This window comes from Arenimonas composti TR7-09 = DSM 18010 (assembly GCF_000426365.1).
Lineage (GTDB): Bacteria > Pseudomonadota > Gammaproteobacteria > Xanthomonadales > Xanthomonadaceae > Arenimonas > Arenimonas composti.
In genome coordinates, this window is record NZ_AUFF01000001.1 from 790,989 (window position 1) to 815,803 (window position 24,815).

Annotated in this window: 24 protein-coding genes; 15 read left to right on the plus strand and 9 right to left on the minus strand. The window is 70.6% G+C overall.

What is annotated here, in order from left to right:
- Positions 1 to 105: 105 nt before the first annotated feature.
- Positions 106 to 1,524, minus strand: coding sequence for a glutamine synthetase family protein (locus K311_RS0103585; protein ID WP_043796901.1), 1,419 nt, complete (start codon positions 1,522 to 1,524; stop codon positions 106 to 108).
- The gene (locus tag K311_RS0103590; RefSeq protein WP_026816183.1) at positions 1,521 to 2,279 is read right to left on the minus strand and encodes a gamma-glutamyl-gamma-aminobutyrate hydrolase family protein; all 759 of its coding nucleotides are present in this window, start codon (positions 2,277 to 2,279) and stop codon (positions 1,521 to 1,523) included. The genes K311_RS0103585 and K311_RS0103590 overlap by 4 nt, the downstream gene beginning before the upstream one ends.
- A gap of 124 nt (positions 2,280 to 2,403) precedes the next feature.
- Here K311_RS0103590 and K311_RS0103595 point away from each other — a divergent pair, with 124 nt between their 5' ends.
- The 7 genes from K311_RS0103595 to K311_RS0103630 all read left to right on the plus strand — a co-directional run bounded on the left by K311_RS0103595 (position 2,404) and on the right by K311_RS0103630 (position 9,022).
- The gene (locus tag K311_RS0103595) at positions 2,404 to 3,771 is read left to right on the plus strand and encodes a glutamine synthetase family protein (RefSeq protein WP_026816184.1); all 1,368 of its coding nucleotides are present in this window, start codon (positions 2,404 to 2,406) and stop codon (positions 3,769 to 3,771) included.
- A gap of 1 nt (position 3,772) precedes the next feature.
- Positions 3,773 to 5,062, plus strand: coding sequence for an NAD(P)/FAD-dependent oxidoreductase (locus tag K311_RS0103600; RefSeq protein WP_026816185.1), 1,290 nt, complete (start codon positions 3,773 to 3,775; stop codon positions 5,060 to 5,062).
- 102 nt (positions 5,063 to 5,164) lie between these two features.
- Complete coding sequence (locus K311_RS15135; RefSeq protein WP_043796903.1) at positions 5,165 to 5,605, plus strand: ArsR/SmtB family transcription factor; 441 nt, start codon at positions 5,165 to 5,167, stop codon at positions 5,603 to 5,605.
- On the plus strand, positions 5,602 to 6,075 hold the full coding sequence (locus K311_RS17430) for an SRPBCC family protein (RefSeq protein ID WP_051239433.1): 474 nt from the start codon (positions 5,602 to 5,604) through the stop codon (positions 6,073 to 6,075). The genes K311_RS15135 and K311_RS17430 overlap by 4 nt, the downstream gene beginning before the upstream one ends.
- A gap of 13 nt (positions 6,076 to 6,088) precedes the next feature.
- Positions 6,089 to 6,547 (plus strand): VOC family protein, encoded by a 459-nt coding sequence (locus K311_RS0103615; RefSeq protein WP_026816186.1) that lies wholly within the window; start codon positions 6,089 to 6,091, stop codon positions 6,545 to 6,547.
- A complete protein-coding gene (locus K311_RS17435; protein WP_051239434.1) occupies positions 6,547 to 7,497 on the plus strand; it encodes an SRPBCC family protein in 951 nt (316 codons plus the stop codon). Before K311_RS0103615 ends, K311_RS17435 begins: the two co-directional genes overlap by 1 nt.
- Positions 7,490 to 9,022 carry an MFS transporter gene (locus K311_RS0103630; protein ID WP_026816187.1) on the plus strand — a complete coding sequence of 511 codons (1,533 nt, stop codon included), beginning with the start codon at positions 7,490 to 7,492 and terminating at the stop codon, positions 9,020 to 9,022. The genes K311_RS17435 and K311_RS0103630 overlap by 8 nt, the downstream gene beginning before the upstream one ends.
- Before the next feature lie 84 nt (positions 9,023 to 9,106).
- On the opposite strand, the gene K311_RS0103635 is transcribed toward K311_RS0103630, so the two are convergent.
- Positions 9,107 to 10,606: an aldehyde dehydrogenase gene (locus tag K311_RS0103635; protein WP_026816188.1), complete on the minus strand. Its 1,500-nt coding sequence runs from the start codon at positions 10,604 to 10,606 to the stop codon at positions 9,107 to 9,109.
- 62 nt (positions 10,607 to 10,668) lie between these two features.
- Positions 10,669 to 11,214 (minus strand): cupin domain-containing protein, encoded by a 546-nt coding sequence (locus tag K311_RS0103640; RefSeq protein ID WP_026816189.1) that lies wholly within the window; start codon positions 11,212 to 11,214, stop codon positions 10,669 to 10,671.
- A 134-nt stretch (positions 11,215 to 11,348) separates the two neighbouring features.
- Between K311_RS0103640 and aptA the strand changes: the two genes are divergently transcribed.
- The 4 genes from aptA (at position 11,349) to K311_RS0103660 (ending at position 14,955) form a co-directional block, all read left to right on the plus strand.
- Positions 11,349 to 12,719, plus strand: coding sequence for an omega-aminotransferase AptA (gene aptA, locus K311_RS0103645; RefSeq protein ID WP_026816190.1), 1,371 nt, complete (start codon positions 11,349 to 11,351; stop codon positions 12,717 to 12,719).
- 49 nt (positions 12,720 to 12,768) lie between these two features.
- Positions 12,769 to 13,884: an alanine dehydrogenase gene (gene ald, locus K311_RS0103650; RefSeq protein WP_026816191.1), complete on the plus strand. Its 1,116-nt coding sequence runs from the start codon at positions 12,769 to 12,771 to the stop codon at positions 13,882 to 13,884.
- Positions 13,885 to 13,889: 5 nt separating this feature from the next.
- A complete protein-coding gene (locus tag K311_RS0103655; RefSeq protein WP_026816192.1) occupies positions 13,890 to 14,429 on the plus strand; it encodes a hypothetical protein in 540 nt (179 codons plus the stop codon).
- 229 nt (positions 14,430 to 14,658) lie between these two features.
- The gene (locus K311_RS0103660) at positions 14,659 to 14,955 is read left to right on the plus strand and encodes a hypothetical protein (protein WP_026816193.1); all 297 of its coding nucleotides are present in this window, start codon (positions 14,659 to 14,661) and stop codon (positions 14,953 to 14,955) included.
- 57 nt (positions 14,956 to 15,012) lie between these two features.
- On the opposite strand, the gene K311_RS0103665 is transcribed toward K311_RS0103660, so the two are convergent.
- The 4 genes from K311_RS0103665 to alr all read right to left on the minus strand — a co-directional run bounded on the left by K311_RS0103665 (position 15,013) and on the right by alr (position 19,809).
- Positions 15,013 to 15,624 (minus strand): glutathione S-transferase N-terminal domain-containing protein, encoded by a 612-nt coding sequence (locus K311_RS0103665; protein WP_026816194.1) that lies wholly within the window; start codon positions 15,622 to 15,624, stop codon positions 15,013 to 15,015.
- Positions 15,625 to 15,833: 209 nt separating this feature from the next.
- Positions 15,834 to 16,451, minus strand: coding sequence for a peptide-methionine (S)-S-oxide reductase MsrA (gene msrA / locus K311_RS0103670; RefSeq protein ID WP_026816195.1), 618 nt, complete (start codon positions 16,449 to 16,451; stop codon positions 15,834 to 15,836).
- 126 nt (positions 16,452 to 16,577) lie between these two features.
- Positions 16,578 to 18,029 carry a WS/DGAT/MGAT family O-acyltransferase gene (locus K311_RS0103675; RefSeq protein ID WP_026816196.1) on the minus strand — a complete coding sequence of 484 codons (1,452 nt, stop codon included), beginning with the start codon at positions 18,027 to 18,029 and terminating at the stop codon, positions 16,578 to 16,580.
- 610 nt (positions 18,030 to 18,639) lie between these two features.
- The gene (gene alr, locus K311_RS0103680; protein WP_051239435.1) at positions 18,640 to 19,809 is read right to left on the minus strand and encodes an alanine racemase; all 1,170 of its coding nucleotides are present in this window, start codon (positions 19,807 to 19,809) and stop codon (positions 18,640 to 18,642) included.
- A gap of 145 nt (positions 19,810 to 19,954) precedes the next feature.
- Between alr and K311_RS17440 the strand changes: the two genes are divergently transcribed.
- The 4 genes from K311_RS17440 (at position 19,955) to K311_RS0103700 (ending at position 23,080) form a co-directional block, all read left to right on the plus strand.
- Entirely contained in the window at positions 19,955 to 20,998 is a 1,044-nt protein-coding gene (locus K311_RS17440; RefSeq protein WP_051239436.1) for a sensor histidine kinase, read from the plus strand.
- Positions 20,995 to 21,708, plus strand: a complete 714-nt coding sequence (locus K311_RS0103690) for a LytR/AlgR family response regulator transcription factor (RefSeq protein ID WP_026816198.1) — start codon at positions 20,995 to 20,997, stop codon at positions 21,706 to 21,708. Before K311_RS17440 ends, K311_RS0103690 begins: the two co-directional genes overlap by 4 nt.
- Before the next feature lie 116 nt (positions 21,709 to 21,824).
- The gene (locus tag K311_RS0103695) at positions 21,825 to 22,817 is read left to right on the plus strand and encodes a Vgb family protein (RefSeq protein WP_154659435.1); all 993 of its coding nucleotides are present in this window, start codon (positions 21,825 to 21,827) and stop codon (positions 22,815 to 22,817) included.
- Entirely contained in the window at positions 22,814 to 23,080 is a 267-nt protein-coding gene (locus K311_RS0103700; protein ID WP_026816200.1) for a hypothetical protein, read from the plus strand. The genes K311_RS0103695 and K311_RS0103700 overlap by 4 nt, the downstream gene beginning before the upstream one ends.
- Positions 23,081 to 23,102: 22 nt before the next feature.
- Here the strand turns inward: K311_RS0103700 and K311_RS0103705 are convergent, their stop codons facing one another.
- Positions 23,103 to 24,491, minus strand: coding sequence for a replicative DNA helicase (locus K311_RS0103705; protein ID WP_026816201.1), 1,389 nt, complete (start codon positions 24,489 to 24,491; stop codon positions 23,103 to 23,105).
- Positions 24,492 to 24,815 lie beyond the last annotated feature (324 nt).

Sequence of the window (24,815 nt, forward strand, 5' to 3'; positions counted from 1 at the left end):
CCTCTCCTTGTAGGAGCGCCTTCAGGCGCGATCCCGTTGAAAATCCATCGTGCCTGAAGGCGCTCCTACGTTGCATCGCGCCTGAAGGCGCTCCTACAGGTGTGGTTACACGTTGAGCAGCAGGAACTCGCGTTCCCAGGAGCTGATCACGCGCAGGTAGGTCTGGTGTTCCTTGCTCTTGACCGCGGTATAGGCGCGCACGAAGCGCTCGCCCAGCAGCTCGACCAGCGGCGCGCAGGCGCGCAGTTCGGCGATCGCCTCCTCGAGCGAGCGCGGCAGGCCGTAGCCGGCCTCGTGCGCGCTGCCGGCGATCGGCTCGGTCGGCTCCAGCTTCTCCTTCATGCCGAGATAGCCGCAGGCCAGGGTCGCCGCCAGCGCCAGGTAGGGATTGGTGTCCGAACCGGCGAAGCGGCTCTCGACGCGGGTGTTCTCGAGATCGTCCAGCGGCACGCGCAGGCCGCAGGTGCGGTTGTCGTAGCCCCACTGCACGTTCTTCGGCGACACCTCGCCGAAGGCGAGGCGGCGATAGGAGTTCACGTTCGGACCGAAGAAGGCCATCGCCGCCGGCACGTACTTCTGCAGGCCGGCGAGGTAATGGCGGAAGGTCGTGCTGAGCCGATGCGTCTTGCTGCCGGCGAACACGTTGCGGCCGTCGCCGTCGACCAGGCTCTGGTGGATGTGCATCGAGCTGCCGGGCTCGTTCTCCATCGGCTTGGCGAGGAAGGTCGCGTAGATGCCGTGGCGCATCGCCGCCTCGCGCATCGTGCGCTTGAACAGGAACACCTGGTCGGCGCGCGACAGCGGGTCGGCGTGCACGAAGTTCACTTCCAGCTGCGCCGCGCCCGACTCGTGCACCAGGGTGTCGACGTCGAGTTCCATCGCCTCGCAGTAGTCGTACATCAGGTCGAGGATCGGGTCGAACTCGTTGACCGCGTCGATCGAGTAGGACTGCCGCGCGGTCTCCGGGCGGCCGTTGCGTCCGGCCGGCGGCAGCAGCGGGAAATCGGGGTCGGTATTGCGCTGCACCAGGAAGAACTCCAGCTCCGGCGCGATCACCGGGCGCAGGCCGATCTCCTCGTACAGCGCCAGCACGCGCCGCAGCACATTGCGCGGCGCCAGGTCGTGCGGGCGTCCGGATTTCGTGTAGCAGTCGTGGATGATCTGCGCGGTCGGCGCCTCCGCCCACGGCACCAGACGGGCGGTGTCGGGATCCGGGCGCAGCAGCATGTCGGAATCGGAAGGCGACACGATCTCGTCGTATTCGTCCGGATAGTCGCCGGTGACCGTCGTCGCGAAGATGCCCTCGGGCAGGCGGGTGCCGTAGTCGTGCGAGAACTTCGGCGCCGGGATGATCTTGCCGCGGGCATTGCCGGTGATGTCCGGCACCAGGCATTCGACCTCGGTGATGCGCTGCTCCTTCAGCCAGCGCTTGAGCGAACTCTCCTGCTGTTCCGCCTGCGTCTGCACCGGTTTCGGCGCGGGCCTGGCGGCTTTCGCGGCTTTCGTGGTCTTCTTGCGACTCATCGTGACGTCCTGGATTCGGCCCGTTCCCGGCAGGCTGCCGCGAACGCCTGGAAGATGCCCAGGTAGAAGGGATTCTCGACGACCCGCCACTCCGGATGCCATTGCACCGCGAGCAGGAAGCGCTGCGGGTCGTCCAGTCGCACCGCTTCGACCAGGCCGTCGGGCGCGGTCGCCTCGACGACGAGGCCGCGGCCCAGGCTGCGGATGCCCTGCCCGTGCAGCGAGTTGACCGTCGCCTCGCGGCCGCCGCTGATGCGGGCGAGCAGGCCGCCTTCGGCCAGGTGCACCGGATGCGCCGGCGCGTACTGCACGCCGATCGGTTCGTCGGTGTCCTCGCGGTGGTCGGCCAGGCCGGGGACGTCGTGCACCTTCGGGTGCAGGCGGCCGCCGAGGGCGACGTTCACCTCCTGCAGGCCGCGGCAGATCGCCAGCACCGGCACCCCGAGCGTGATCGCCTGCGGGATCAGGCCGAGCGTGCTGGCATCGCGTGCCGGGTCGCGTTCGCCGACGTGGTCGCCGTCGTCGCCGTAGTGGTGGGGTTCGATGTTGCTGTAGGCGCCGGTCAGCAGCAGGCCGTCGAGGCGGCCCAGCACCTCGGCCGGGTCCAGCGGCGGTGCCAGCGAAGGAAGCAGCACCGGCAATGCGCCGGCACCGTCGACCACGGCACGGATGTACTTTTCGCCGACCGCCTGGAACGGATGCAGCCCGATCTGCTTGCGATCCGCCGGCAGTCCGACCAGCGGAACCGGGGCCATGCGCTGCCTCGCGAAAGGATGCCCGACGTTACCGCCGGCGTTCGATTTCTGCAACGCGGGGATGAGGATTCTTTACGGTTTCGGACCCGGTGCTATGCTCGGGCAACCCCGCGGACGAGCCGCCATGACCGCCGAATTCCTGCCCGAACCCGACGCCGCGGCGCTCGCCGCCCTGCCCGCGCTCGACCAGGTCGACCTGCTGCTGCCCGACATGAACGGCCTGGTCCGCGGCAAGCGCATCACTGGCGAGGCCCTGGCCAAGGTCTATCGCGACGGCGTCTGCCTGCCGATGTCGCTGATCGCCACCGACATCACCGGCAACACCGTCGAGGAAACCGGCCTCGGCTACGACATCGGCGACGAGGACCGCATCTGCCGGCCGGTGCCGGGCAGCCTGCGCCCGCTGCCCTGGCTCGACCGCCCCGGCGCGCAGCTGCTGCTGCAGATGGAAGACGGCGCCGGCGGCCTGTTCGCGGCGGCGCCGCGCGAGGTGCTGCGCCGGGTCGTCGAGAAGTTCACCGCCCGCGGGCTGACGCCGGTGGTCGCGGTGGAGCTGGAGTTCTACCTGCTCGACGCGCAGCTCGACGCCGGTGGCCGGCCGCAGGTCGCGGTGAACCCGGCGACCGGCGAGCGCAGCCAGGCGACCCAGGTCTATTACCTGCAGGACCTGGACGACCAGCGCGGCTTCATCGACGCGGTCGCCGACGCCTGCCGCGCCCAGGGCATTCCCGCCGACACCGCGGTCGCCGAATACGCGCCGGGGCAGTTCGAGATCAATCTCAAGCACCGCGCCGATGCGGTCGCGGCCTGCGACGACGCCATGTACCTGCGCCGGGCGATCAAGGCGGTCGCCGCCCGGCGCGGCCAGATGGCCAGCTTCATGGCCAAGCCCTTCGCCGACCAGGCCGGCAGCGGCACCCACATCCACGTCAGCCTCCTCGACCGCGAAGGACGCAACGTTTTCGCCTCGACACCGGACGCGCCGGCCGACGTGCTGAAGCACGCCGTCGCCGGCCTGCAGCGCGCCAGCGACGACTGCATGCTGCTGTTCGCGCCGCATGCCAACAGCTACCGCCGTTTCGTGCTGAACGCCTTCGTGCCGCTCAACGACGCCTGGGGCTTCAACAACCGCACGGTGGCGATGCGCATCCCGCACAGCGATCCGGTCAACCTGCGCATCGAGCACCGCATCGCCGGCGCCGACGCCAATCCCTATCTCGTCACCGCGGCGGTGCTGGCCGGCATCCTGCAAGGCCTCGAGGACCAGGGCGACCCGGGGGCGCCGACCGTCGGCAATGCCTACGAACAGGGCGAGATGCGCGAGCTGTACTGGCGCGACACGATCCGCGACTTCATGGCCAGCGACTTCGTCGTGCGCCACTTCGGCGACCGCTTCCGCCACATCTACGGCCAGCAGAAGCTCAAGGAACTGCGCTCGTTCTCGCGCGAGGTCACCACCCTCGAGATCGACTGGTACCTGCGGCAGGTCTGACGTGGCGAAATCCGCGCCGTCCGCCCACATCGATTCCTGGTACGCCGGCAGTGCCGCACCGCTGCCTTCGCAAGCACGCCTGCAGGGGCGCCAACGCGTCGACGTCGCGATCCTCGGTGCCGGCCTGACCGGGCTGTCGGCGGCGCTGGAACTGGCGGCCGCCGGCTTCACCGTCGCGATCGTCGAGGCCAGGCGCATCGGCTGGGGCGCTTCCGGGCGCAGCGGTGGCCAGGTGATCTTCGGCTTCGGCTGCGGCGAGGCGAAGATCGCCAGCCTGGTCGGGCAGGCGCTGGCGAAGGAGATGTTCGACTGGTCGCTGGAAGGCGTGGCCATGGTGCGCGAGCGCATCCGCGAGCACGGCATCGACGCGCACTGGCGCGACGGCCACGCGCATGTCGCGATCAAGCCGCGGCAGGTGCAGGAACTGCAGGAATGGCAATCCGAACTGCGCGATACCTACGGCTATCCGCTGCAGTGGTGGGACCGCGAGCGCCTGCAGGCGGTGCTGCCGAGCCCGCGCTACCTCGGCGGCCTGTACGACCCGAAGTCCGGTCACCTGCATCCGCTGGAGTACACGAACGGCCTGGCGAGAGCGGCGCTGGCGGCCGGTGTGCGCATCTTCGAGGACTCGCCGGTGACGGCGCTGCGCCGCGGCGCGACCCCGACGCTGGTCACCACCGGGGGCGAGCTGGTCGCCGACCACGTGGTCCTCGCCGGCAATGCGCTGCTGCAGCGCATCGCCCCGGAACTCGAGCGCAAGATCATGCCGGTCGGCACCTACATCGGCGCGACCACGCCGCTGCCGCCGGAGCTCGCCGCCGACCTGATCCGCAACGGCATGGCAGTGGCCGACATCAACTGGGCGCTCGACTACTTCCGCCTGAGCCACGACCACCGCCTGCTGTTCGGCGGCCGCGCCAGCTATTCGACGCTGCCGCCGCCGGACCTCGCAGGCACGATGCGGCGGCGGATGACGCGCGTGTTCCCGCAGCTGGCCGGGGTCGGCTTCGACAAGGTCTGGGGCGGCTACGTCGACATCAGCCGCAACCGCGCCCCGCACTGGGGCCGGCTCGGCGACAACGTCTATTTCGCCCAGGGCTTCAGCGGCCACGGCGTCGCCGCCACCGGTCTGGCCGGGCGGGTCATCGCCGAGGCGATCAAGGGACAGGCGACGCGGCTGGATGCGTTCGCGAAGATCCCGCACGCCGACTTCCCCGGCGGCCGCGCGCTGCGCACGCCGCTGCTGGTCGCGGCGATGGCGTGGTTCAAGCTGCGCGATGCGCTGTGGTGAGTCGGGTTCCGGGCATTTTTTGTCTTTGCCACGGGGACTTGACGCACCCCGGATCGGGGCGTAGAAAACCATCTGGTTAATTAACCGGATGGTTGTTCGCCCGTGGACCGCCTCAGCGAAACCTTCGCCGCCCTCGCCGACCCGACCCGCCGGGCGATCCTGGCGCGGCTCACCGCCGGCGAGACCTCGGTCACCGAACTGGCGCAGCCGTTCGCGATGAGCTTGCCGGCGGTGTCCAAGCACCTGAAGGTCCTCGAGAAGGCAGGTCTCGTCACCCGCGGACGCGAGGCGCAGTGGCGGCCGGTGCGGCTCGACGCCGGCCCGCTGAAGGACGCCGACGCCTGGCTCGAACCGTATCGGCGGCTGTGGGAGTCGCGTTTCGACCGGCTCGAGGCATTCCTCGCCGAAACGATGGCGGCGGAGGCCGAAGCAGGGAAAAAGCCGGCGCCCGGCGCGGCGACAGCGAAACCGGAGAAGTCCCCGAAACCCGCGAAGTCGAAAACCACCGCCGCCCGCAAACGGCGCACCCGGAGCCCACGATGAATACGCCAGCCGATGCCGACGGCGTCGTCGCCCTCGAATTCCGCCGCGAGTTCGCCGCTCCGGTACAGCGCGTCTGGGACGCCTGGTCCCGCGCCGAAGCCTTCGCCGAATGGTTCCGCCCCGACGAATTCACCCTCGAGCACTGCCGGCTCGACCCGCGCGCCGGCGGCGAGATCCGCTTCCGCCACGGCCACCCCGACATGGAGCCGGTGTGGGTGCGCGGCGTGTTCCTCGCGGTCGAAGCACCGCACCGGCTGCTGATCGAGTTCGGCTTCGCGACGCCCGACGGCGACTACGCGCTGCGCGAGGGCTTCAGCGAACGCAGCCGCATCGAAGTCCGGCTGGCGCCGAATGGCACCGGCACCGTGATGTTCGTCCGCCATACCGGCCTCACCCGCGACCAGGGCGAAGGCGAAGGCTGGCGGCAGACCCTCGAACGCCTGCAGGCGTTCCTCACCCCGCAGTCCTGACGGAGCGAAGACGATGGCGATCACCGCGATCCACCCGTACCTGAATTTCAACGGCGACTGCGAGGAGGCGTTCGCGCATTACGCGAAGGTCCTCGGCGCGAAGAACACCGGCATCTACCGCTACGGCGACGCGCCGCCGGAACCGGAAGGCGCGAACTCGGAACCCGAAGGCTGCGGACCGATGCCGCCGGAATTCATGGACAAGGTGATGAACACCGAGCTGCGCGTCGGCGAACTGATCCTGATGGGCAGCGACTGTCCGCCGGCGTTCTGGAAGTCCGGCGGCGAAAACATGACCGTATCGATCCAGTGCGATGACCCGGCCGAAGCCGAACGCCTGTTCGCCGGCCTGATGGAAGGCGCCTCGACGATCCAGATGCCGATGGGCGAGACCTTCTGGGCCAGGCGCTTCGGCATGGGCATCGACCGCTTCGGCACGCCGTGGATGGTCAACTGCAATCGGGAAGGCTGATGCAGGGCCAGCCGATTCCGCCGTCGGTGATCGCCGATCCGCTGGCGCTGCGCTATGTGCGCGAACTCGCGGCGCCGCCGGAGCGCGTGTTCGCCGCCTTCACCACACCGGCGCAACTGGCGGTGTGGTGGGGGCCCTTCGGCTTCCGCACCGTCACCCACGCGATGGACCTGCGCGCCGGCGGCCACTGGGTGTTCACGATGATCGGGCCGGACGGCGTCGAATACCCGAACTTCATCGACTACAACATCGTCGAGGCGCCGCGGCATCTGCGCTGGCGCCACAGCGGCGGCGCCGACCTGCCGCCGGATTTCCAGGGCGAGGTGCGGCTGACCGCGCTGGCGAACGGCGGTACCCGCGTCGAGTTCACGATGCACTTCGAACGCCAGGCCGACCGCGACGCCAAGGCCGCCTGGGGCGCCGCCGAAGGCGCGCAGCAGACGCTCGACCGGCTGGAATGCGAACTCGCCGGCGAACTGGTGATCAGCCGCCGCTTCGCCGCGCCGCGCGAGCGGATCTGGCGCGCCTGGTCCGAAGCCGCCGCGCTGGCGCGCTGGTGGGGGCCGCCGCAGCGCAGGACGACGGTCGAAGCGCTCGACTTCCGCCCCGGCGGCCGCTTCCTCTTTCGCATGGACGACGGCGTCGACGCCTGGCATGCGGTGCTGCGCTACCTCGCGATCGAAGCGCCGGATCGCATCCAGTACGACGCCGCCTTCTGCGATGCCGCCGGCGAAGCGGTACCGCCGCCGTTCGACGCCGACTGGCCGCTGTGGATCCGCTACACGGTCACCTTCGCCGAAGCCGACGGTGTCACGACACTGCGCCTGCACGGTGCGGCGCACGCCGCGAGCGACACGCAGCGCGCCGTGTTCGCCGGCAACTTCGAATCGATGCGCGGCGGCTTCGGTGCCAGCTTCGCCCGCTTGCAGGCCCTGCTCGAACATGGCTGAAACCGCAGGGCCCGACGTCGGGCCGAAGGCGAGCCGCCGCGAATGGATCGGCCTGGGCGTGCTCGCCCTGCCCTGCCTGATCTATTCGATGGACCTCAACGTGCTGTTCCTGGCGATGCCGCAGATCCAGCAGGAACTGCGGCCGACCGCGGCGCAGGCGCTGTGGATCGTCGACATCTACGGCTTCCTGCTCGCCGGCCTGCTGGTGACGATGGGCACGCTCGGCGACCGCATCGGCCGCCGGCGGCTGCTGCTGTGGGGCGCCGCGGCCTTCGGTGCGTCGTCGGTGCTGGCGGCGTTCTCGACCAGCGCGGAGATGCTGATCGCCAGCCGCGCCCTGCTCGGGGTCACCGCGGCGACGCTGTCGCCGTCGACGCTGTCGCTGATCCGCAACATGTTCCTCGACGAGCGCGAGCGCGCGACCGCGATCGGCGTGTGGATCGCCGCGTTTTCGGCCGGCGGCATGCTCGGGCCGGTGATCGGCGGCTTGATGCTGCAGTGGTTCTGGTGGGGCTCGGTGTTCCTGCTGGCGGTGCCGGTGATGCTGCTGTTGCTGCTGGTCGGGCCGCGTCTGCTGCCGGAGTTCCGCGACCCTTCCGTCGGCCGCCAGGACCTCGCCAGCGTGGTGCTGGCGATCGGCTGCGTGCTGGCGGTGATCTACGGCATGAAGCACATCGCCGAGCACGGCATCGGCGTCACGGCGCTGGCGATCGTCGCCGCCGGCGCGCTGCTGGGCTGGTGGTTCGCGCGCCGGCAGGCGCGCCTGGCCGAACCGCTGATCGACCTGTCGCTGTTCCGGCTGCCGGCCTTCAGCGCGGCGCTGACGGTCAACGTGGTCTCGATCTTCATCGCCTTCGGCTACTTCCTGTTCATCGCCCAGTATTTCCAGCTCGTGCTCGGCATGACGCCGCTGCAGGCCGGGCTGTGGACGGCGCCGACCAGTCTCGTGTTCGTCGCCGGATCGATGCTGGCGCCGCGGATGGCGCGGCGCTGGTCGCTGGCGGGCGTGCTCGCCGGCGGCCTGGCGGTGTCGGCACTCGGTTTCCTGGTGCTGGTCTGGATCGACGTGCTTCCTTTCGCCGGGATCATCGCCGGCTACGTGCTGTTCTGCGCCGGCCTCGGCCCGCTCGGCGCGCTGACGACGGATCTGGTGATGGGTTCGGCGCCGCCGGAACGCGCCGGCGCCGCGTCCGGCATCAGCGAGACCAGTTTCGAGTTCGGCGGGGCGCTGGGCATCGCGGTACTCGGCAGCGTCGTGCTGGCGCTGTACCGGATGCACTTCGCCGAGCTCGCGCCGGCCGGCCTGTCCGCGGAAACCCTGGCGGCCGCGCGTTCGACGCTGGGTGGCGCCACCGACGCTGCCGGCGAACTCGGCGTCGGCGGCGAGCCGCTGCTGCAGGCCGCGCGCGCGGCCTATGTGCGGACGATGGCGGCGGCGGCGGGGCTGTGCGCGGCCTTGAGCGTCGCGGCGGCGTTCGCGGTGGTGATGCTCCGCCGCCATTTCCGGGTGGCGAGCCCACTGTAGGAGCGGCTTCAGCCGCGATGCTGTTCCCGCGGAAACGTTCGAAAGAAGGGCATCGCGGCTGAAGCCGCTCCTACACCGCCGGGGTCAGGTCAGGTTGATCCAGGTCGCCTTGACCTCGGTGTACTTCTCGAAGGCATGCAGCGACTTGTCGCGGCCGTTGCCGCTCTGCTTGTAGCCGCCGAAGGGCGCGGTCATGTCGCCGCCGTCCCAGTAGTTCACCCAGACACTGCCGGCGCGCAGCTTGCGGGCGACGCGGTGGGCGCGGCTGATGTCGCGGGTGAACAGGCCGGCGGCGAGGCCGTAATCGCTGTCGTTGGCGATGCGCAGGGCCTCGGCCTCGTCGTCGAAGGCGATGACGCTGAGCACCGGCCCGAAGATCTCCTCGCGGGCGATCGTGTGCGTGGGCTCGACGCCGTCGAAGATCGTCGGCGCGATGTAGCAGCCGCCGGCGACCGGTTCGACCCGCTCGCCACCGATCACCAGGCGCGCGCCCTCGTCGCGCCCTTTCGCGATGTACTCGAGCACGCGCGCGGTCTGCGTCTCGTCGACCATCGCCCCCATCGAGGCGCCCGGATCCAGCGGATGCTGCGGCTGCATCTGCCGGCCGATCTCGGCGACGCGGGCGACGAACTCGTCACGGATCGAGCGTTCGACCAGCAGCCGCGAGGCCGCGGTACAGACCTCGCCCTGGTTGTAGAAAATGCCGCCGGCCGCGGCCTGCGCCGCCTGCTCGAGGTCGGGCGCGTCGGCGAAGACGATGTTCGGCGACTTGCCGCCGCATTCCATGTAGGCGCGCTTCATGTTCGAGCGCCCGGCGCAGACCAGCAGGTGCTTGCCGACCGCGGTCGAACCGGTGAACACCAGGCCGTCGACGTCCATGTGCAGGGCCAGCGCCTCGCCGGCCTCGTTACCGAAGCCGGGCAGCACGTTCAGCACGCCGTCCGGCAGGCCGGCCTCGGCGGCGAGCTCGGCCAGACGCAGCACGCTCAGCGGCGATTTCTCGGATGGCTTCAGGATCACCGAATTGCCGCAGGCCAGCGCCGGCGCCAGCTTCCAGCAGGCCATCAGCAGCGGGAAGTTCCAGGGCACGATCGCCGCGACCACGCCGAGCGGCTCGCGGGTGACCAGGCCGAGCTCGTCGGGACCGGTCGGCGCGACCTCGCCGTAGACCTTGTCGACGGCCTCGGCGGTCCACTGCATGCAGCGCGCCGACGCGGCGACGTCGACATCGAGCGCGTCGCGCACCGGCTTGCCCATGTCGAGGCTGTCGAGCAGGGCCAGTTCCAGCGCGCGCTCGCGCATCAGCTCGGTGAGCTTCAGCAGCACCGCCTTGCGGTGTTTCGGCGCTGTTTCCGACCAGCGCCCGTCCGTGAACGCCCGGCGCGCCACCCGCACGGCCGCATCGACATCGGGACCGCTGCAGCGCGCGACATTGGCGAGCGTGCGGCCGTCGATCGGACTGGTCGCGGCGAAGGTGCGGCCGTCGGCGGCGTCGGTCCAGCGGCCGTCGATCCAGGCCTGGTGGCGGAACTGGAGTCCAGAGGCGAGCTGTTCCCAGCCTGCGCGGGTGGTCGGGCGGTTCATGGTCGGTCCTCTCCGGATCTGCTCATTGCCGTAGGAGCGCCTTCAGGCGCGATATCGATGCCTCAGAACGTCGGCGGCGTACTCGCGCTCACCATCACCGCCTCCCCCTCGCCGACGTTGCGGAAGCGGTGCGGCTGCCGGCTGTCGAAGTACCAGGCCTCGCCGGGGCCGAGCACACGCACCTGGTCGCCGACGGTCACCTCGACCCGGCCCGACACCACGACCCCGCCCTCTTCGCCGTCGTGGCTGAGCATCGTCGTGCCGGTGTCGCTGCCGGCCGGCATCACCTCGCGCAGCAGGCACATCTGCCGGTTCGGGCGGTGCTGGCCGACGAGGAAGTAGTGGATGCCGTCGTTGCCGACGTCCGGCTGTTCGTCGAGCGCGTAGAAGGGACTGTCGCCGCCGCGGTCGAGGTCCATCGTGAAGAAGTCGGCCAGCGAGATCGGGATGCCGTCGAGCACCTTCTTCAACGAACCGACCGAGGGGCTGACCTTGTTCTGCTCGATCAGCGAGATCGTCGAATTGGTGACGCCGACGCGCTTGGCCAGTTCGCGCTGGCTCAGGCCACGGCGCTTGCGCACCGTCTGCAGCCGGATGCCGATGTCCATGGGAGCCCCGGGCGGAATGTTGCGGAATATTCAACAGCGGCCGCCGGGGGTGTCAAATCGCGGCGACCAGGCGGGTCATTTGTAAAGTTTTTTCAACGTTGCTAGCGTGCGGCGCACCCGCACGCGAGGTGACCATGAGCTCCCCCGACACCGCTTCCGCCGCGCCGCGCGATCCCGCGACGCTGGCCACGTCCGCGCCCGAGCGCACCGACGCCTACTGGATGCCTTTCACCGCCAACCGCCAGTTCAAGGCCGAGCCACGCCTGCTCGCCAGCGCCGAAGGCATGTATTACCGCAGCGTCGACGGCCGCGAGATCCTCGACGGCACCGCCGGCCTGTGGTGCTGCAATGCCGGCCATGCGCGCCCGCAGATCGTCGCGGCGATCCAGCGCCAGGCGGCGACGCTGGATTTCGCGCCGAGCTTCCAGATGGGCCATCCGCTGCCCTTCGTGCTCGCCGAGCGGCTGGCGGCGCTGGCGCCGGCGCCGCTGCAGCACGTCTTCTACACCAACTCCGGCAGCGAGTCGGTCGACACCGCGCTGAAGATCGCGCTGGCCTACCACCGCGTGCGCGGCGAGGGCCAGCGCACCCGCCTGATCGGGCGCGAGAAGGGTTACCACGGCGTCGGCTTCGGTGGCATCTCGGTCGGCGGCTTGGCGAACAACCGCAAGTTCTTCGGTGCGCTGTTGCCCGGCGTCGACCATCTGCCGCATACGCTCGACCTGCGCCGCAACGCCTTCAGCCGCGGCCTGCCGAAGCACGGCGCGGAACTCGCCGACGAACTCGAGCGCCTAGTCGCGCTGCACGACGCGAGCACGATCGCGGCGGTGATCGTCGAGCCGATCGCCGGCAGCGCCGGCGTGATCCTGCCGCCGGAGGGCTATCTGCAGCGCCTGCGCGAGATCTGCACGAAGCACGGCATCCTGCTGATCTTCGACGAGGTGATCACCGGCTTCGGCCGCGTCGGCGACTGCTTCGCGGCGCAGCGCTTCGGGGTGGTGCCGGACATGATCACGACCGCGAAGGGCCTGAGCAACGGCGCCGCGCCGATGGGCGCGGTGTTCGTGTCGCAGGCGATCCACGAGGCCTTCATGAACGGTCCGGAAGGCGCGATCGAGCTCTTCCACGGATACACCTACTCCGGCCACCCGCTGGCCTGCGCGGCGGCGCTGGCGACCCTGGACGTCTACGCCGAGGAGAACCTGTTCGCCGCCGCGCACGAACTGGGCGATTACTGGGAGGAGCGGATCCACGCGCTGCAGGGCCTGCCGAACGTCATCGACATCCGCAATTACGGCCTGGTCGGCGCGGTCGAGCTGGCGGCCCGTCCGGACGCTCCCGGTAGTCGCGGCTACGAGGTTTTCAAACGCGCGTTCCACGAGCAGAACCTGATGGTGCGCTGTACCGGCGACACCATCGCGCTGTCGCCGCCGCTGATCCTGAATCGCGAACACATCGACCGGATTTTCGACCGCCTCGGGGCTACCATACGCGCCACCGCCTGAGGGCGGCCCACGAGAATCCAGATCAGTTCCGCCCCGGGAGGGCAGTTCGATGCTTATCGGCGTACCCAAGGAAATCAAGAATCACGAATACCGCATCGGCCTGACTCCGGCCGGCGCGCGCGAACTGGTCGGCCACGGCCACCAGGTGATCGTGCAGCGCGACGGCGGCGCCCAGATCGGCCTGACCAACGAGATGTACGAGAAGGCCGGCGCGCAGATCGTCGACACCGCCGAGGAGATCTTCCGGCGCGCCGACATGATCATCAAGGTCAAGGAACCGCAGCCGGTCGAATGCGCGATGCTGCGCGAAGGCCAGATCCTCTACACCTACCTGCACCTGGCGCCCGATCCGGAGCAGACGAAGGCGCTGGTCGCCTCCGGCGCCACCTGCATCGCCTACGAGACCGTCACCGACCGCAAGGGCGGCCTGCCGCTGCTGGCGCCGATGTCGGAAGTGGCCGGGCGCATGTCGATCCAGGCCGGCGCGCATGCGCTGGAGAAGGCGCAGGGCGGTTCCGGCGTGCTGCTCGGCGGGGTGCCGGGCGTGAAGCCGGCGGAAGTGCTGGTGATCGGCGGCGGCGTGGTCGGCATCAATGCCGCGCGCATGGCGATGGGCATGAACGCGCACGTGACCATCCTCGACCGTTCGCTCGACCGCCTGAAGTACCTCGACGAGCTCTACGGCGACCGCCTGACCACGATCTACTCGACCCGCGACGCGATCGAGGAGCGCCTGCCGGATACCGACCTGGTGATCGGCGCGGTGCTGATTCCGGGCGCCGCAGCGCCGAAGCTGGTGTCGCGCGAGAACCTGAAGCTGATGCGTCCGGGCTCGGTGCTGGTCGACGTCGCGATCGACCAGGGCGGCTGCTTCGAGACCTCGAAGGCCACCACCCACCAGAACCCGACCTACGAGGTCGACGGCATCATCCATTACTGCGTGGCGAACATGCCCGGCGGCGTCGCCCGCACCTCGACCTTCGCGCTGACCAATGCCACCCTGCCCTTCGCGGTGCAGCTGGCGAACAAGGGCGTGCAGGCGATGCTCGACGACCCGCACCTGCTCGAAGGCCTGAACGTGCATCGCGGCAAGGTCACGTACGCCGCGGTCGCCCGTGACCTCGGCTACGACTACCGGCCGGCCGCCGACGCGCTGCGCGGCTGATCACGATGCGGCCGCTGCGCGTCCTGATCGCACTGGCGGCGCTGCTGGCGCTGTCGATGGTGGCGGTGGCCCAGGCCGCCGCCAGCGTCGACCCGGCGGTGGCGCAGGTGCAGTTGTTCCTGAAGCGGCACGGCCATCAGTCCGGGCTGCCGCAGGGCGAGGACGCGCGGCGGATCGCACCGCTGCTGAGCGCCAGGCTCAACGTCGCGATCGCCGACGCACGTGCGGCGCAGGCACGCTTCATCAGCCGGTTTCCGGACGAGAAGCCGCCGCTGATCGAAGGTCCGCTGTTCAACTCCTCGTCCTACGAGCCCTACACCGGCTACCGCGTGCTGGCGCCGGCGGCGCCCTGCGGCGGCGACCGCTGCGTGCTGCGCGTGCGCTTCGAGGACGACACGGTCACGCCGGCGCTGGCCTGGCACGACGATTTCGTGCTGGTCCGCGAGGGCGGCCAGTGGCGCCTGGACGACATCCGCTACCGCCCGGACGAGGGCGACGGCGCCGGTAGCCTGCGCCGGGCGCTGGCGGAGGCGCACGAGGACTGATCGGGGCCTCCGGCCTCGGCCCGATACACGAAAGACCGCCCACGATGGCGCGGCGGCGCCGCTGACGCGTCGGCACTATCGGAAGCGACGCACGCCGGGCGGCGGCGACTTCCTACCCCAGCATGCGCGGCTCGCCCGACGGCGGCGGCGGCCGGCGTCGCGATGATGGCTCACCGGCGCGATCGCCGGGCGCCACGGCACTTCCGCCGCGGCACAGGGAGGAGCCGCCATGAACCGACGTTTCCCGCTTTCGCCGCTCATCGCCAGCAGCCTGCTGGCCTTCGCCGCTCCGGCCGCGGCCGACCTGCCCACGACCCCGCCGATGCAGCCGCCCTGCAGCGGCGCCTGCGATGTCGTGCTCTGCAGCCCGGCCGGCTGCGCGATCTGGATCTGCGACTACGACGGCTGCCGCATCACGCTGTCGTGGGAAGACGAGGCGCAGGCTCCGACGCTGGCGCCGCGGACCGTGCCCGAAGCCCGCCGCACGCAGGCGCGACGCGATCTGACGACCTCGCCGCGCGGCTGAGTCCCCGGGGAGCGGACGTCCGGAACGCAGGGACGCGCCCGGACGTGCGCTTTCCGCTCAGGCGTTCTTGCCGGCGGTCCTCTCGGCGGCGCGCGCGGCCTGCACCGCGGGGCGGGCATCGACACGGTCGTGCAGCGCCTTCAGCTTCGGCCAGCGCCCGAGGTCGAGCTTGTGGAAGCCGAGCCAGCTGAGCACGACGTAGAGATAGGCATCCGCGACGGAGTAATGCGCGCCGAGCAGGTACGCGTCACCGACGAGCTTCTCCAGCGTGCCGAGGCGGTCCTCGATGCGGGCGACCGCCGCCGCGCGGCCGGCTTCGTCGAGCGCCGGGTTGAACAGCGCGCCGATCGACTTGTGGATCTCGGAATTGATCAGGCCCAGCCAGGATTGCAGGCGGTAACGCTCGCGGCTGCCGTTCGCCGGCGCCTGCCCCACCTCGGGTTTCAGGTCGGCGATGTACTGCACGATCGCCGGTCCCTCGGTCATCACTTCGCCATCGTCGAGCTCCAGCGCCGGCACGTAACCGAAGGGATTGATCTCGCGGAAGTCGCGGCCGTCGCTGGTCTTCTTGTCGCGGCCGACGGCGACCAGCTCGAAGTCCAGGCCGGCCTCGCGCAGGGCGATGTGCGGGGACAGCGAGCAGGCGCCGGGCATGTAGTAGAGCTTCATCGTGTGGACTCCGTGTAATGGGTGCCCGCAGCATCGGGATGCGGCGAGTGCCGGCCAAGGCACGCGCCCGCAACGCAGAATTCCCGGCCTTGCCCCGTAGGAGCGCCTTCAGGCGCGATGCTTCTGGCCTGAGGGTCAGGAGCGCCATCAGGCGCGGTGCTTCCGGGCCGGGAGCATCGCGCCTGAAGGCGCTCCTACAGGAGGCGAGGTCAGCGCAGGCGTTCGGGAAAGGCCTTCGCCAGCTTCTCGACCTTCGGCGTCGATACCGCACGGATATAGGGCTGGCCGGGATTCCGCTCGGCGTAGCGGTGGTGCCAGGCCTCCGCGACGAAGAAGGTCTCGAGCGGCTCGAGGGTCGTCGCGATCGGCAGCCGGAAGATGCCCGAGGCCTGGAGCTGGTCGATGTAGGCGCGGGCGACCCGGGCCTGGACGCCGTCGAGCGGGAAGATCGCCGAGCGGTACTGGCGGCCGACGTCATTGCCCTGGCGATCGCGCTGGGTCGGGTCGTGGGCGACCGCGAAGAACACCTTCAGCAATTGCCCGAAGCTGATCTGCGCCGGGTCGTAGGCGATGCGGACCACCTCGGCATGGCCGGTATCGCCGCGGCAGACCGCCTCGTAGTTCGCGGTGTCGGCATCGCCGCCGGCATAGCCCGGCAGCACTTCGGTGACCCCACGCAGGCGCGCGTACACGGCCTCGGTGCACCAGAAGCAGCCACCGGCGAGCACGGCCTCGCCACGGTCCTCGCCAGCCGGCACGTCGAGCGCCGGATCGGGGAAGTTGCCGTCGGGGGACGAGAGGCCGAGGCCGGGGATTTCGCAGTGCATGGGAGGCAGTAGGTAACCTGTGATGAAGCGTGGGTCGCGACAGATTACTCACGCGAAGCGCGTGTTGTTCGAGTGAGGGCAAGCGCCGACCGGGGACGAGCTTCCCTACCTCGCACCTCGTACGAACTACGAACTGACCTCGAGCATCAGGGCCTCGGCGTCCTCCGCCCCGAACGTTCCCTCCCAGCGCGCCATCAGCGCCAGGTACAGCAGCTTCTCGAATTCGGGCCGGAAGCGACGGATCACCGAATCGGGATCGGGCATCAGGCGGGCGTCGGCGATCAGGCCGAAATGCACCTGGCCGTTGTAGCTGATGATCGAGATGCCGAGGCCGATCGAGCCGGTCTGCGGCACCCAGAACATCAGGTCGCGGATGCGGCTGCCGCCGAAATACAGCGGCATCTGCGGGCCGGGCACGTTGGTGGCGACGGTCGAGGCCTTGCGGCTGAACAGCTCGAGCGCGAACGACTGCACCGGTGGCGGCGCCATGCCGACCGCCGCGAGCGCGCCGAAGGTCGCCACCGCCTGCCGCGACTTGCGCAGCACCCGCATCGACGCGGCGATGCGTTCGAGCCGCCGCATCGGGTTGTCTTCGCCGACCGGCAGGTCGAGGAAGACGAGACCGAAGTGGTTGCCGAGCTGGCGGGCATGTTCCAGCGGGCGCAGGTTCACCGGCACGGTCGCGCGCACGGTGACGCCGTCGAGCGTTTCGCCACGCTCGAGCATGTAGCTGCGCAGGGCACCGGACGCCGAGGCCAGCAGCACGTCGTTGACGGTGCAGCCAAGTGCCCGGCTCAGCGATTTGACCTCGTCCAGCGGCAGCGGCTCGGCCCAGGCGACGCGCTTGCTGACGCCGAGCTTGCCCTTGAGCACCGTTTCCGGGTCGTCGCTGAGCGACAGCGCCAGACCGATCTCGCGGGCGATGTCGACGCCCTCGTTGGCGAGCACCGCGGCCAGGCTCGGATCGCGATAGAACTCCATGCCCTTCTCGAGCATCCGGTTGCCGAGCTGCACGTAGCGGTCGATCGCGCCGACGCGCTGCGCGACCGGGGCGTGCTCCTCCTTCTTCAGCCAGCGCCGGGCCAGCGCCGCCTTCTTCGGACCTTCGGCGACCTCGGTCAGCGACAGCAGCACCTGCACCAGGGCGATGCCGTCGGCGTAGCAGTGGTGGATGCGCGCGATCAGCGCCGAGCCGCCGTCGTATTTCTCGACCAGATGGAACTGCCAGAGCGGCTTGGTCTTGTCGAGCGGCGTCGAGGCCATCTGGCTGGTGAAGCGCTCGAGTTCCTTCTTGCCGCCGCGGCCGGGCAGCGCGGTCAGGCGCAGGTGGTGGTCGAGGTCGAAATCGGGATCGTCGACCCAGAAGGCACCGGTCGGGGTCTCGACCGCCTTCTGGCGGAAACGCGGATAGGCCAGGAACTTCTCTTCGACGACCTTGCGCAGGGTGCGGATGTCGAGCGGGGTCTCGAACATCATCACGCCGGTGATCATCATCAGGTTGGTCGGTCGTTCCATGCGCAGCCACGCGGTGTCCACGCGCGACATCGGGACCTTCCGCACCTTCTTGCGCTCCGCCATCTCGTCCTCCCCAGGAGGCAGTCAGGATGCCGGCCGTTGCGCGCGCGTGCAACGCGGCGCGGGGTTCGCGTCGGAAAGCGGCCCGCGGTGGTGGCTTTCGTCGGGCGCGTCGCCGTCCGCACAAGGGGGTGGCCCGGCCGGCTGGGAAAGCGTCATCCCTGACCAACCATGCCGGCCGTTCGGGCATCCATGCCCTCACTCCGGGCCACCCCCTTGTGCGTACGACGCCGCTCCGATGCTTCGTCGACCGCGGGCGATTTCGGCGCGAGCGTGGGGCCGCGTTGCACGCGCGCGCATCGTCCGGCCTCCGACTGTTCGCAACGCGTTCCGCGCGACGATCGATTCGCCCTGCGACAGAACACTCCCGAGGTCACGTCGGCGCAGACGCGCCGCGCGTGGCGGCGAAGCGACAGCCCGCGGTCGACAGGAATACGGGCGGCGGCGCACGCATGAGGGGCAGGTCCGGAGTGAGGGCAGGACGCCCGAACGGCCGGCATGGTTGGTCAGGATGACGCTTTCCCAGCCGGCCGGACCTGCCCCTCGTGCGGGCGCCGACGCTGCGGCGTCGCCTCCACCGCGGGCGGCCTTTCGCGGCCGCAACGCGGGCGAGTCAGACGCCGCCGGTGTATTCGCGGGGGATGCGGAGGTTGAGGTTGACGAGGATTTCGTAGGGGATGGTGCCGGCCGCGGCGGCGACGTCCTCGCAGCGGATCGCGTGACCGTCCTGCTCGCCGATCAGGATCACCTCGTCCTCGTTCCAGGCACTGCCGTCGGGACCGATATCGGCCATGAACTGGTCCATGCAGATCCGGCCGACGATCGGCCGGCGATGGCCGCGCACCAGCACCTCGCCGCGCGAGGACAGCGCACGTGGCCAGCCGTCGCCGTAGCCGATCGGCACCGTGATGACGCGGGTGTCGACGTCGGGGGTCCAGGTGCCGCCGTAGCTGACCGGGTGGCCCTTCGGCACGACCTTGAAGTAGACGACCTGGGAACGCAGCGACAGCGCCGGCCGCAGCGGCAGCGGCGACGGCAGCGCCGGGTCGGGCATCACCCCGTAGAGGGCGATACCGGGACGGACGAGGTCGAGATGCGTCCGCGGGAACCAGAGCAGGCCGCCGGAGTTGGCGAGATGGCGCTGCGGCATCGGCGCGCCGAGGCGTTCGAAGTGCGCGCAGGCGTCGAGGAAGCGTTCGAGCTGCTGGGCGGTCGCCGGCGAGTCCGGCTCGTCGGCGCGCGCCAGGTGCGAATAGATGCCGCGGATGTCGCACCACGCCGAGGCCACCGCGGCCTCGATGAAAGGGCCGGCATTGCGCGCGTGCACGCCGATCCGCTCCATGCCGGTGTCGATCTTCAGATGCACCTGGGCGCGGCGACCGAGCGCTTCGGCGGCGGCCTCGACCAGGCGCAGCTTGTCGAGCGAGGACACGGTGATCATCAGGTCGTGCTGGATCAGCTCGCTGGCCTGCGGGCCGAAGATGCCGCCCATCACCAGGATCGGCACGGTGACGCCGGCCTGGCGCAGCGCGACGCCCTCCTCGAGGAAGGCGACGCCGAGCTGCTCGACGCCGACCGCCTGCAGGTGCCGGCCGACCGGTACCAGGCCGTGGCCGTAGGCATTCGCCTTCACCACCGCCATCACCGGCACGCCGGCGTGGGCGCGCAGCGTCTTCAGGTTGTGCGCGAGCGCGTCGAGGTCGACGCGGATGCGGGTCGGACGCTGCTGGAAGACGTCGGCGGTGACACGCTCGGCGTCGGGATGGCGGGCGGGCGGGGACATCGGCGGTCCGGTGCGGGACTGCACGGATTCTAGCGGCGCGGCTGCCGGCGGTTGTGGCGATTCGCGGGCGGCGTTCCGTCACGCCGGCGCGGCGTTCCGTCACGCCGGCGGCGGCTGCGCCGCGGTGCGCCCCTAGAATCGGCCAATGTCCCGTTCCTTGCCCCGCCTGCCGAATGTCGCCACCTGGGCGGCGTGGGCGGGCCTGTCGGTGGTGTTCCTGCCGCAGACGCTGCTGCTGAACGCGGCGCGGCCGCAACCGTCGCCGCTGTGGCTGGCGATCGCCCACAACACCGCGATCTTCCTGCTGTGGGCGCTGCTGACCCCGGCGGCGCTGCGGGCCGTGCGGCGCTGGCCGCCATTCGCGGCGGCGCGCTGGCGCCACGGGCTGCGCCTGGTGGGCGTCGCGCTGGCGCTTACCGCGCTGCACCTGGTGGCGATGACGGCCCTGGTGATCGCCCTGCACGGCGGCCGGCTGCCACTGCTGCCGGTGTTCGTCGGCCAGGGCGTCGGGCTGGCGGCGACCGACCTGCTGGTGGTCGCCGGCCTGTTCGCGGTCGGCATCGCGCTGCTGCAGCACGACGCCCGCCGCAGCGCCGAGGCGCAGCTGGCGCAGGCGCGGCTGGCGGCCCTGCGGCTGCAGCTGCAGCCGCATTTCCTGTTCAACACGCTCAATGCCTTGGCCGAGCTGGTGCATGTCGACCCCGCCCGCGCCGAGGCGATGCTGCTGCGCCTGTCCGGCCTGCTGCGGCGTGCGCTGGACGACGGCGAACGGCAGCGGGTGAGCCTGCGCGAGGAACTCGATTTCCTCGACGACTACCTGGCGATCCAGCACGACCTGTTCGGCGACCGTCTGCGCGTCGAACGGGCGATCGAGCCGGCCGCGCTGAATGTCGCGGTGCCGCCGATGCTGCTGCAGCCGCTGGTGGAGAACGCGCTGCGGCACGGACTGGCGCCGCGGCCGGCCGGCGGCACGCTGCGCCTGGCCGCCACCGTCGTCGGGGCGCGGCTGCACCTGGTCGTCGCCGACGACGGCGCCGGCGCCACGCCGCCGCTGCGCGAGGGGGTGGGCCTCGCAAACACCCGCGCCCGCCTCGCCAGCGAATACGGCGACCGCGCCGGTCTGACCGTCGCGACCGCGCCGGGCGGCGGCTTCCGGCTCGACCTCGTGCTGCCGGCGGAGCGGCCATGAGCGCCTCGCCGCTGCGGGTGGCGATCGTCGACGACGTCGCGCTGGCGCGGCAGCGGCTGGAGCGGCTGCTGCGCGGCTGGCCCGACGTCACGGTGGTCGCCTCCTGCGCCGATGTCGATGCCGCCACGGCGGCGGTCGCGCTGCATGCGCCGGACCTGCTGCTGCTCGACGTCGACATGCCCGGCGCCGACGGCTTCGCCCTGCTCGACCGGCTGCCGGCCGACGCGCGCCCGGCCGTGGTGTTCACCACCGCGCACGCCGGGTTCGCCGCGCGCGCGTTCCGCGTCGATGCGGTCGACTACCTGCTCAAGCCGGTCTCGGCGGAAGCGCTGGGCGAGGCGCTCGAACGCGTCGCCACCCGCCGTCGTGCCGGCCGCGACACCCCGGCCTGGCTGGTGCTGCGCGAACGCGAAGGCACCACCCTCGTGCCGATGGCGGCGATCGACTGGGTGGAGGCGGCCGGCAACTACGCCTGCATCCGCGCCGACGGCACCACCCACGTGCACCGCGAGACGCTGACGCGGCTGGAGGCGCGGCTGGACCCGGCGCTGTTCCAGCGCATCCACCGCTCGCGGCTGGTGAACGTGGCGAAGATCGCCTCGCTGCGCCCGCTGGCCAACGGCGACCACGTCGTCGTGCTGCGCGACGGTACCGAGCTCGGGCTGTCGCGCACCTGGCGCGACGCCCTCTACGCCCGCCTGCAGGGCTGAGCGGCGCGACTCGTCCCGCCCCGGCGGCGACTGGGCCCTTCGTCCCTTCCGTCGCCGCGCCCAGCCCGCGATCGTTGCGTCGACGCCGCACCGCGGCCGTGACCGAGGATCCAATGATGCGAACCAGACTCCCTACCCTCGCCGCCTGCGCGGCCCTCCTGCTGGCGACGGTGCCGGCGCACGCCGACGACGTGCTCGCGCTCGACCGCGACGGCGGCCGTCTGCTGGTGATCGACCACGCCACCTTCCGGCTGCGGCACACGGTCGACGTCGGCACCGGCGTGCACGAGGTGATCGCCTCGGCCGACGGCCGCCGCGCATGGGTGGCGTCCTACGGCAGCGCACAGGTCGTCGGCCACGAGCTGGTCGAGGTCGACCTCGCGGACGGCCGCGTCGTGCGCCGGGTCGACACCGCGCCGCTGCTGCGCCCGCACGGCCTCGCCCGCGCCGGCGACAACGTCTACTTCACCGCCGAGCTCAACCGCGTGCTCGCCCGCTTCAATCCGGCCGAAGGGCGCGTCGACCGCATCTACGGCATCGGCGGCGACCTCGCACACATGCTCGAACTGGTGCCGGGCGGCCAGCAGCTGCTGACCGCCGACATGCTGTCGGGCACCGTCAGCCGGCTGGATTTCCGTGCCGGGCAGCCGGCGCCGAAGCTCACGAGCTACCGCGTCGGCGACAAGCCCGAGGGGCTGGCGGTGCGTCCGGACGGCCGCGAGGCCTGGGTCGGCCTCAACGGCGAGGGCACGGTGAAGGTGCTCGACCTGGAAAGCGGCGAGATCGTCGCGACCCTGCCCGCCGGCAGCTATCCGGCGCGCATAGAGTTCAGCCGCGACGGCAGCCTCGCCTTCGTCGTCGATCCGGAAGCGAGCACGCTGCTGGTGTTCGACGTCGCCACGCGCACGCAGCGGCATGCGCACCGCATCGCCGGCCTGCCGCTGGGAATGCTGCCCGGGGCGCGCGCCGACCGCATCGTGCTGAGCCTGGTCGAGGCCGGCGCGGTAGTCGAGGTCGACGTGGAAACGGGCGAGGTGCTGCGCCGGGTCGAGGTCGGGCAGCTGTCGGATGGCATCGCGCTGGCGGAAACCGCGGCGGCCGGCCGATGAGCGCCCGCCTTCCGACCCCGCACCCGGCGGCGCTGCCGCTGCCGCTGCGGATCGTCTGCGGCTTCAACGCGATCGTATGGCTGGTCGCGACGCCGCCGTGGTCGGCGCCCGGCGCGCTGGCCGCCGGCAGCGCGGCAGTCGGCGCGGCGCTGTGGGCGGCGCTGGCGATCGGCGGCAACCGCACGCGGATCGCGCAGCAGCTCGCGACCGGGATCGGCGTCGGCTACCTGCTGTCGCTGGTCGCGGTGCGGGTGGCGGGCTGACGGGCGCGCGGGCCCGTCCGGCTCATTCGAAGCTGCCGACGCTGTCGCGGGCGAGGTTGTCGAAGCGGGTGTATTCGCCGAAGAACTTCAGCTTGGCGGTGCCGGTCGGGCCGTTACGCTGCTTGGCGATGATCACTTCGGCCAGGCCCTTGTCCGGCGAGTCCTTGTGGTAGTACTCGTCGCGGTAGATGAACATGATGATGTCGGCGTCCTGCTCGATCGCGCCCGACTCGCGCAGGTCCGACATCACCGGCCGCTTGTCGGTGCGCGATTCCAGGCCACGGTTGAGCTGCGACAGCGCGATCACCGGCACCTTCAGCTCCATCGCCAGCGCCTTCAGCGAGCGCGAGATCTCGGAGATCTCGTTGGTGCGGTTCTCGGCGCTGCCGGGCACCTGCATCAGCTGCAGGTAGTCGATGACGATCAGGCCGAGGTCGTGTTCGCGCTTGATGCGCCGCGCCTTGCTGCGCAGCACGTCGGGCGACAGCGCCGGGGTGTCGTCGATGAAGATCTTGACGTCCGACAGCATCTTGATCGCCATGTTCACGCGCGACCAGTCCTCGTCCTCGAGCTGGCCGGTACGCAGGCGCGTCGCATTCACCCGACCGATCGAGGAAATCAGGCGGAACGCCAGCTGCGAGGCCGACATTTCCATCGAGTAGACCGCGACGGCCTTCCTGGTCTTCAGTGCGCCGTATTCGGCGAGGTTCAGCGCCAACGTCGTCTTGCCCATCGCCGGGCGCGCCGCGAGGATGATCAGGTCGCTCGGCTGCAGGCCGGCGGTCATCTCGTCGAGCTCGTGGAAACCCGTCGGCAGGCCGGTGATGCTGCCGGCGTTCTCGTAACGCTCCTGCAGGATCTGGAAGGCATCCTTCATCGCGTCGCGCAGCGGCACGAAGTCGGCACGGCCGCGGCGGCCCTGCTCGGCGATCTTGAACACCTTCATCTCGGCCGCCGACAGCACTTCCTGGCTGTCGCGACCCTCCGGCTGGAAGCCGTCGTTGACGATCTCGGTGCCGGCCTCGATCAGCTGCCGCAGCACCGACTTCTCGCGGACGATCTCGGCGTAGGCGCGGATGTTCGCCGCCGACGGCGTGCTCGCCGCGAGTTCGACCAGGTAGCCGGTGCCGCCGATCTGTTCGGACAGGCCGTTGGACTCGAACCACTCGCCGAGGGTCACCGCGTCGAAGGGCTGGCCCTTGTCGCTGAGCTCGCGGATCGCGCGATAGATCAGCCGGTGGTCGCGGCGGTAGAAATCGTGCTCGGTGAGGAAGTCGCCGACCCGGTCGAGCGAGTCCGGCGCCAGCATCAGGCCGCCGATGACGGCCTGTTCGGCCTCCGCCGACTGCGGCGGCACGCGCAGGGTCTCGAGCTTGCTTTCGGTGCGCTGCGCTTCGGAGCGGAATGCCATGGTCTGATCGTTCTCGGGGCGTGCTGCGGTGCGTCCGTCATCCTAACGATCCGTCCGACACCGCGACAGGGACAACCCTGTGCATAACCGGTGCGCAATTCCTACACCGCCCGTGTCTCGTGTGCTGAGACACTGGCCGGTTCGCTGTACGCCGGGGCTGGTTGCGCGGGCTGGCGTCGCGTGCAGTGCGCGCGCCGCCACCGGAATTCATCGGCCGGCGCCAGGAAGGCAGGTCGTCGTCCATACGAGGCACGAGGAGACGTGCTCCGGCACGCGTGCCGCGAAGGGCGGTCGGGCGGCGTTCGATTTTTCCGCGGCCGCGAT

Excerpts from the sequence above, each read along its gene's own strand:
- K311_RS0103660 (WP_026816193.1), top strand. The coding sequence starts at position 14,659 with ATGAACCGACGTTTCCCGCTTTCGCCGCTCATCGCCAGCAGCCTGCTG.
- K311_RS0103690 (WP_026816198.1), top strand. The coding sequence starts at position 20,995 with ATGAGCGCCTCGCCGCTGCGGGTGGCGATCGTCGACGACGTCGCGCTG.
- K311_RS0103595 (WP_026816184.1), top strand. The coding sequence starts at position 2,404 with ATGACCGCCGAATTCCTGCCCGAACCCGACGCCGCGGCGCTCGCCGCC.
- K311_RS0103675 (WP_026816196.1), bottom strand. The coding sequence starts at position 18,029 with ATGGCGGAGCGCAAGAAGGTGCGGAAGGTCCCGATGTCGCGCGTGGAC.
- alr (WP_051239435.1), bottom strand. The coding sequence starts at position 19,809 with ATGTCCCCGCCCGCCCGCCATCCCGACGCCGAGCGTGTCACCGCCGAC.
- K311_RS0103695 (WP_154659435.1), top strand. The coding sequence starts at position 21,825 with ATGCGAACCAGACTCCCTACCCTCGCCGCCTGCGCGGCCCTCCTGCTG.
- K311_RS0103705 (WP_026816201.1), bottom strand. The coding sequence starts at position 24,491 with ATGGCATTCCGCTCCGAAGCGCAGCGCACCGAAAGCAAGCTCGAGACC.
- K311_RS0103700 (WP_026816200.1), top strand. The coding sequence starts at position 22,814 with ATGAGCGCCCGCCTTCCGACCCCGCACCCGGCGGCGCTGCCGCTGCCG.
- K311_RS0103640 (WP_026816189.1), bottom strand. The coding sequence starts at position 11,214 with ATGGACATCGGCATCCGGCTGCAGACGGTGCGCAAGCGCCGTGGCCTG.
- K311_RS17430 (WP_051239433.1), top strand. The coding sequence starts at position 5,602 with ATGAATACGCCAGCCGATGCCGACGGCGTCGTCGCCCTCGAATTCCGC.
- K311_RS0103590 (WP_026816183.1), bottom strand. The coding sequence starts at position 2,279 with ATGGCCCCGGTTCCGCTGGTCGGACTGCCGGCGGATCGCAAGCAGATC.
- K311_RS0103665 (WP_026816194.1), bottom strand. The coding sequence starts at position 15,624 with ATGAAGCTCTACTACATGCCCGGCGCCTGCTCGCTGTCCCCGCACATC.
- K311_RS17440 (WP_051239436.1), top strand. The coding sequence starts at position 19,955 with ATGTCCCGTTCCTTGCCCCGCCTGCCGAATGTCGCCACCTGGGCGGCG.
- K311_RS0103655 (WP_026816192.1), top strand. The coding sequence starts at position 13,890 with ATGCGGCCGCTGCGCGTCCTGATCGCACTGGCGGCGCTGCTGGCGCTG.
- K311_RS0103630 (WP_026816187.1), top strand. The coding sequence starts at position 7,490 with ATGGCTGAAACCGCAGGGCCCGACGTCGGGCCGAAGGCGAGCCGCCGC.
- K311_RS0103585 (WP_043796901.1), bottom strand. The coding sequence starts at position 1,524 with ATGAGTCGCAAGAAGACCACGAAAGCCGCGAAAGCCGCCAGGCCCGCG.
- K311_RS17435 (WP_051239434.1), top strand. The coding sequence starts at position 6,547 with ATGCAGGGCCAGCCGATTCCGCCGTCGGTGATCGCCGATCCGCTGGCG.
- msrA (WP_026816195.1), bottom strand. The coding sequence starts at position 16,451 with ATGCACTGCGAAATCCCCGGCCTCGGCCTCTCGTCCCCCGACGGCAAC.
- aptA (WP_026816190.1), top strand. The coding sequence starts at position 11,349 with ATGAGCTCCCCCGACACCGCTTCCGCCGCGCCGCGCGATCCCGCGACG.
- K311_RS0103635 (WP_026816188.1), bottom strand. The coding sequence starts at position 10,606 with ATGAACCGCCCGACCACCCGCGCAGGCTGGGAACAGCTCGCCTCTGGA.
- K311_RS0103615 (WP_026816186.1), top strand. The coding sequence starts at position 6,089 with ATGGCGATCACCGCGATCCACCCGTACCTGAATTTCAACGGCGACTGC.
- ald (WP_026816191.1), top strand. The coding sequence starts at position 12,769 with ATGCTTATCGGCGTACCCAAGGAAATCAAGAATCACGAATACCGCATC.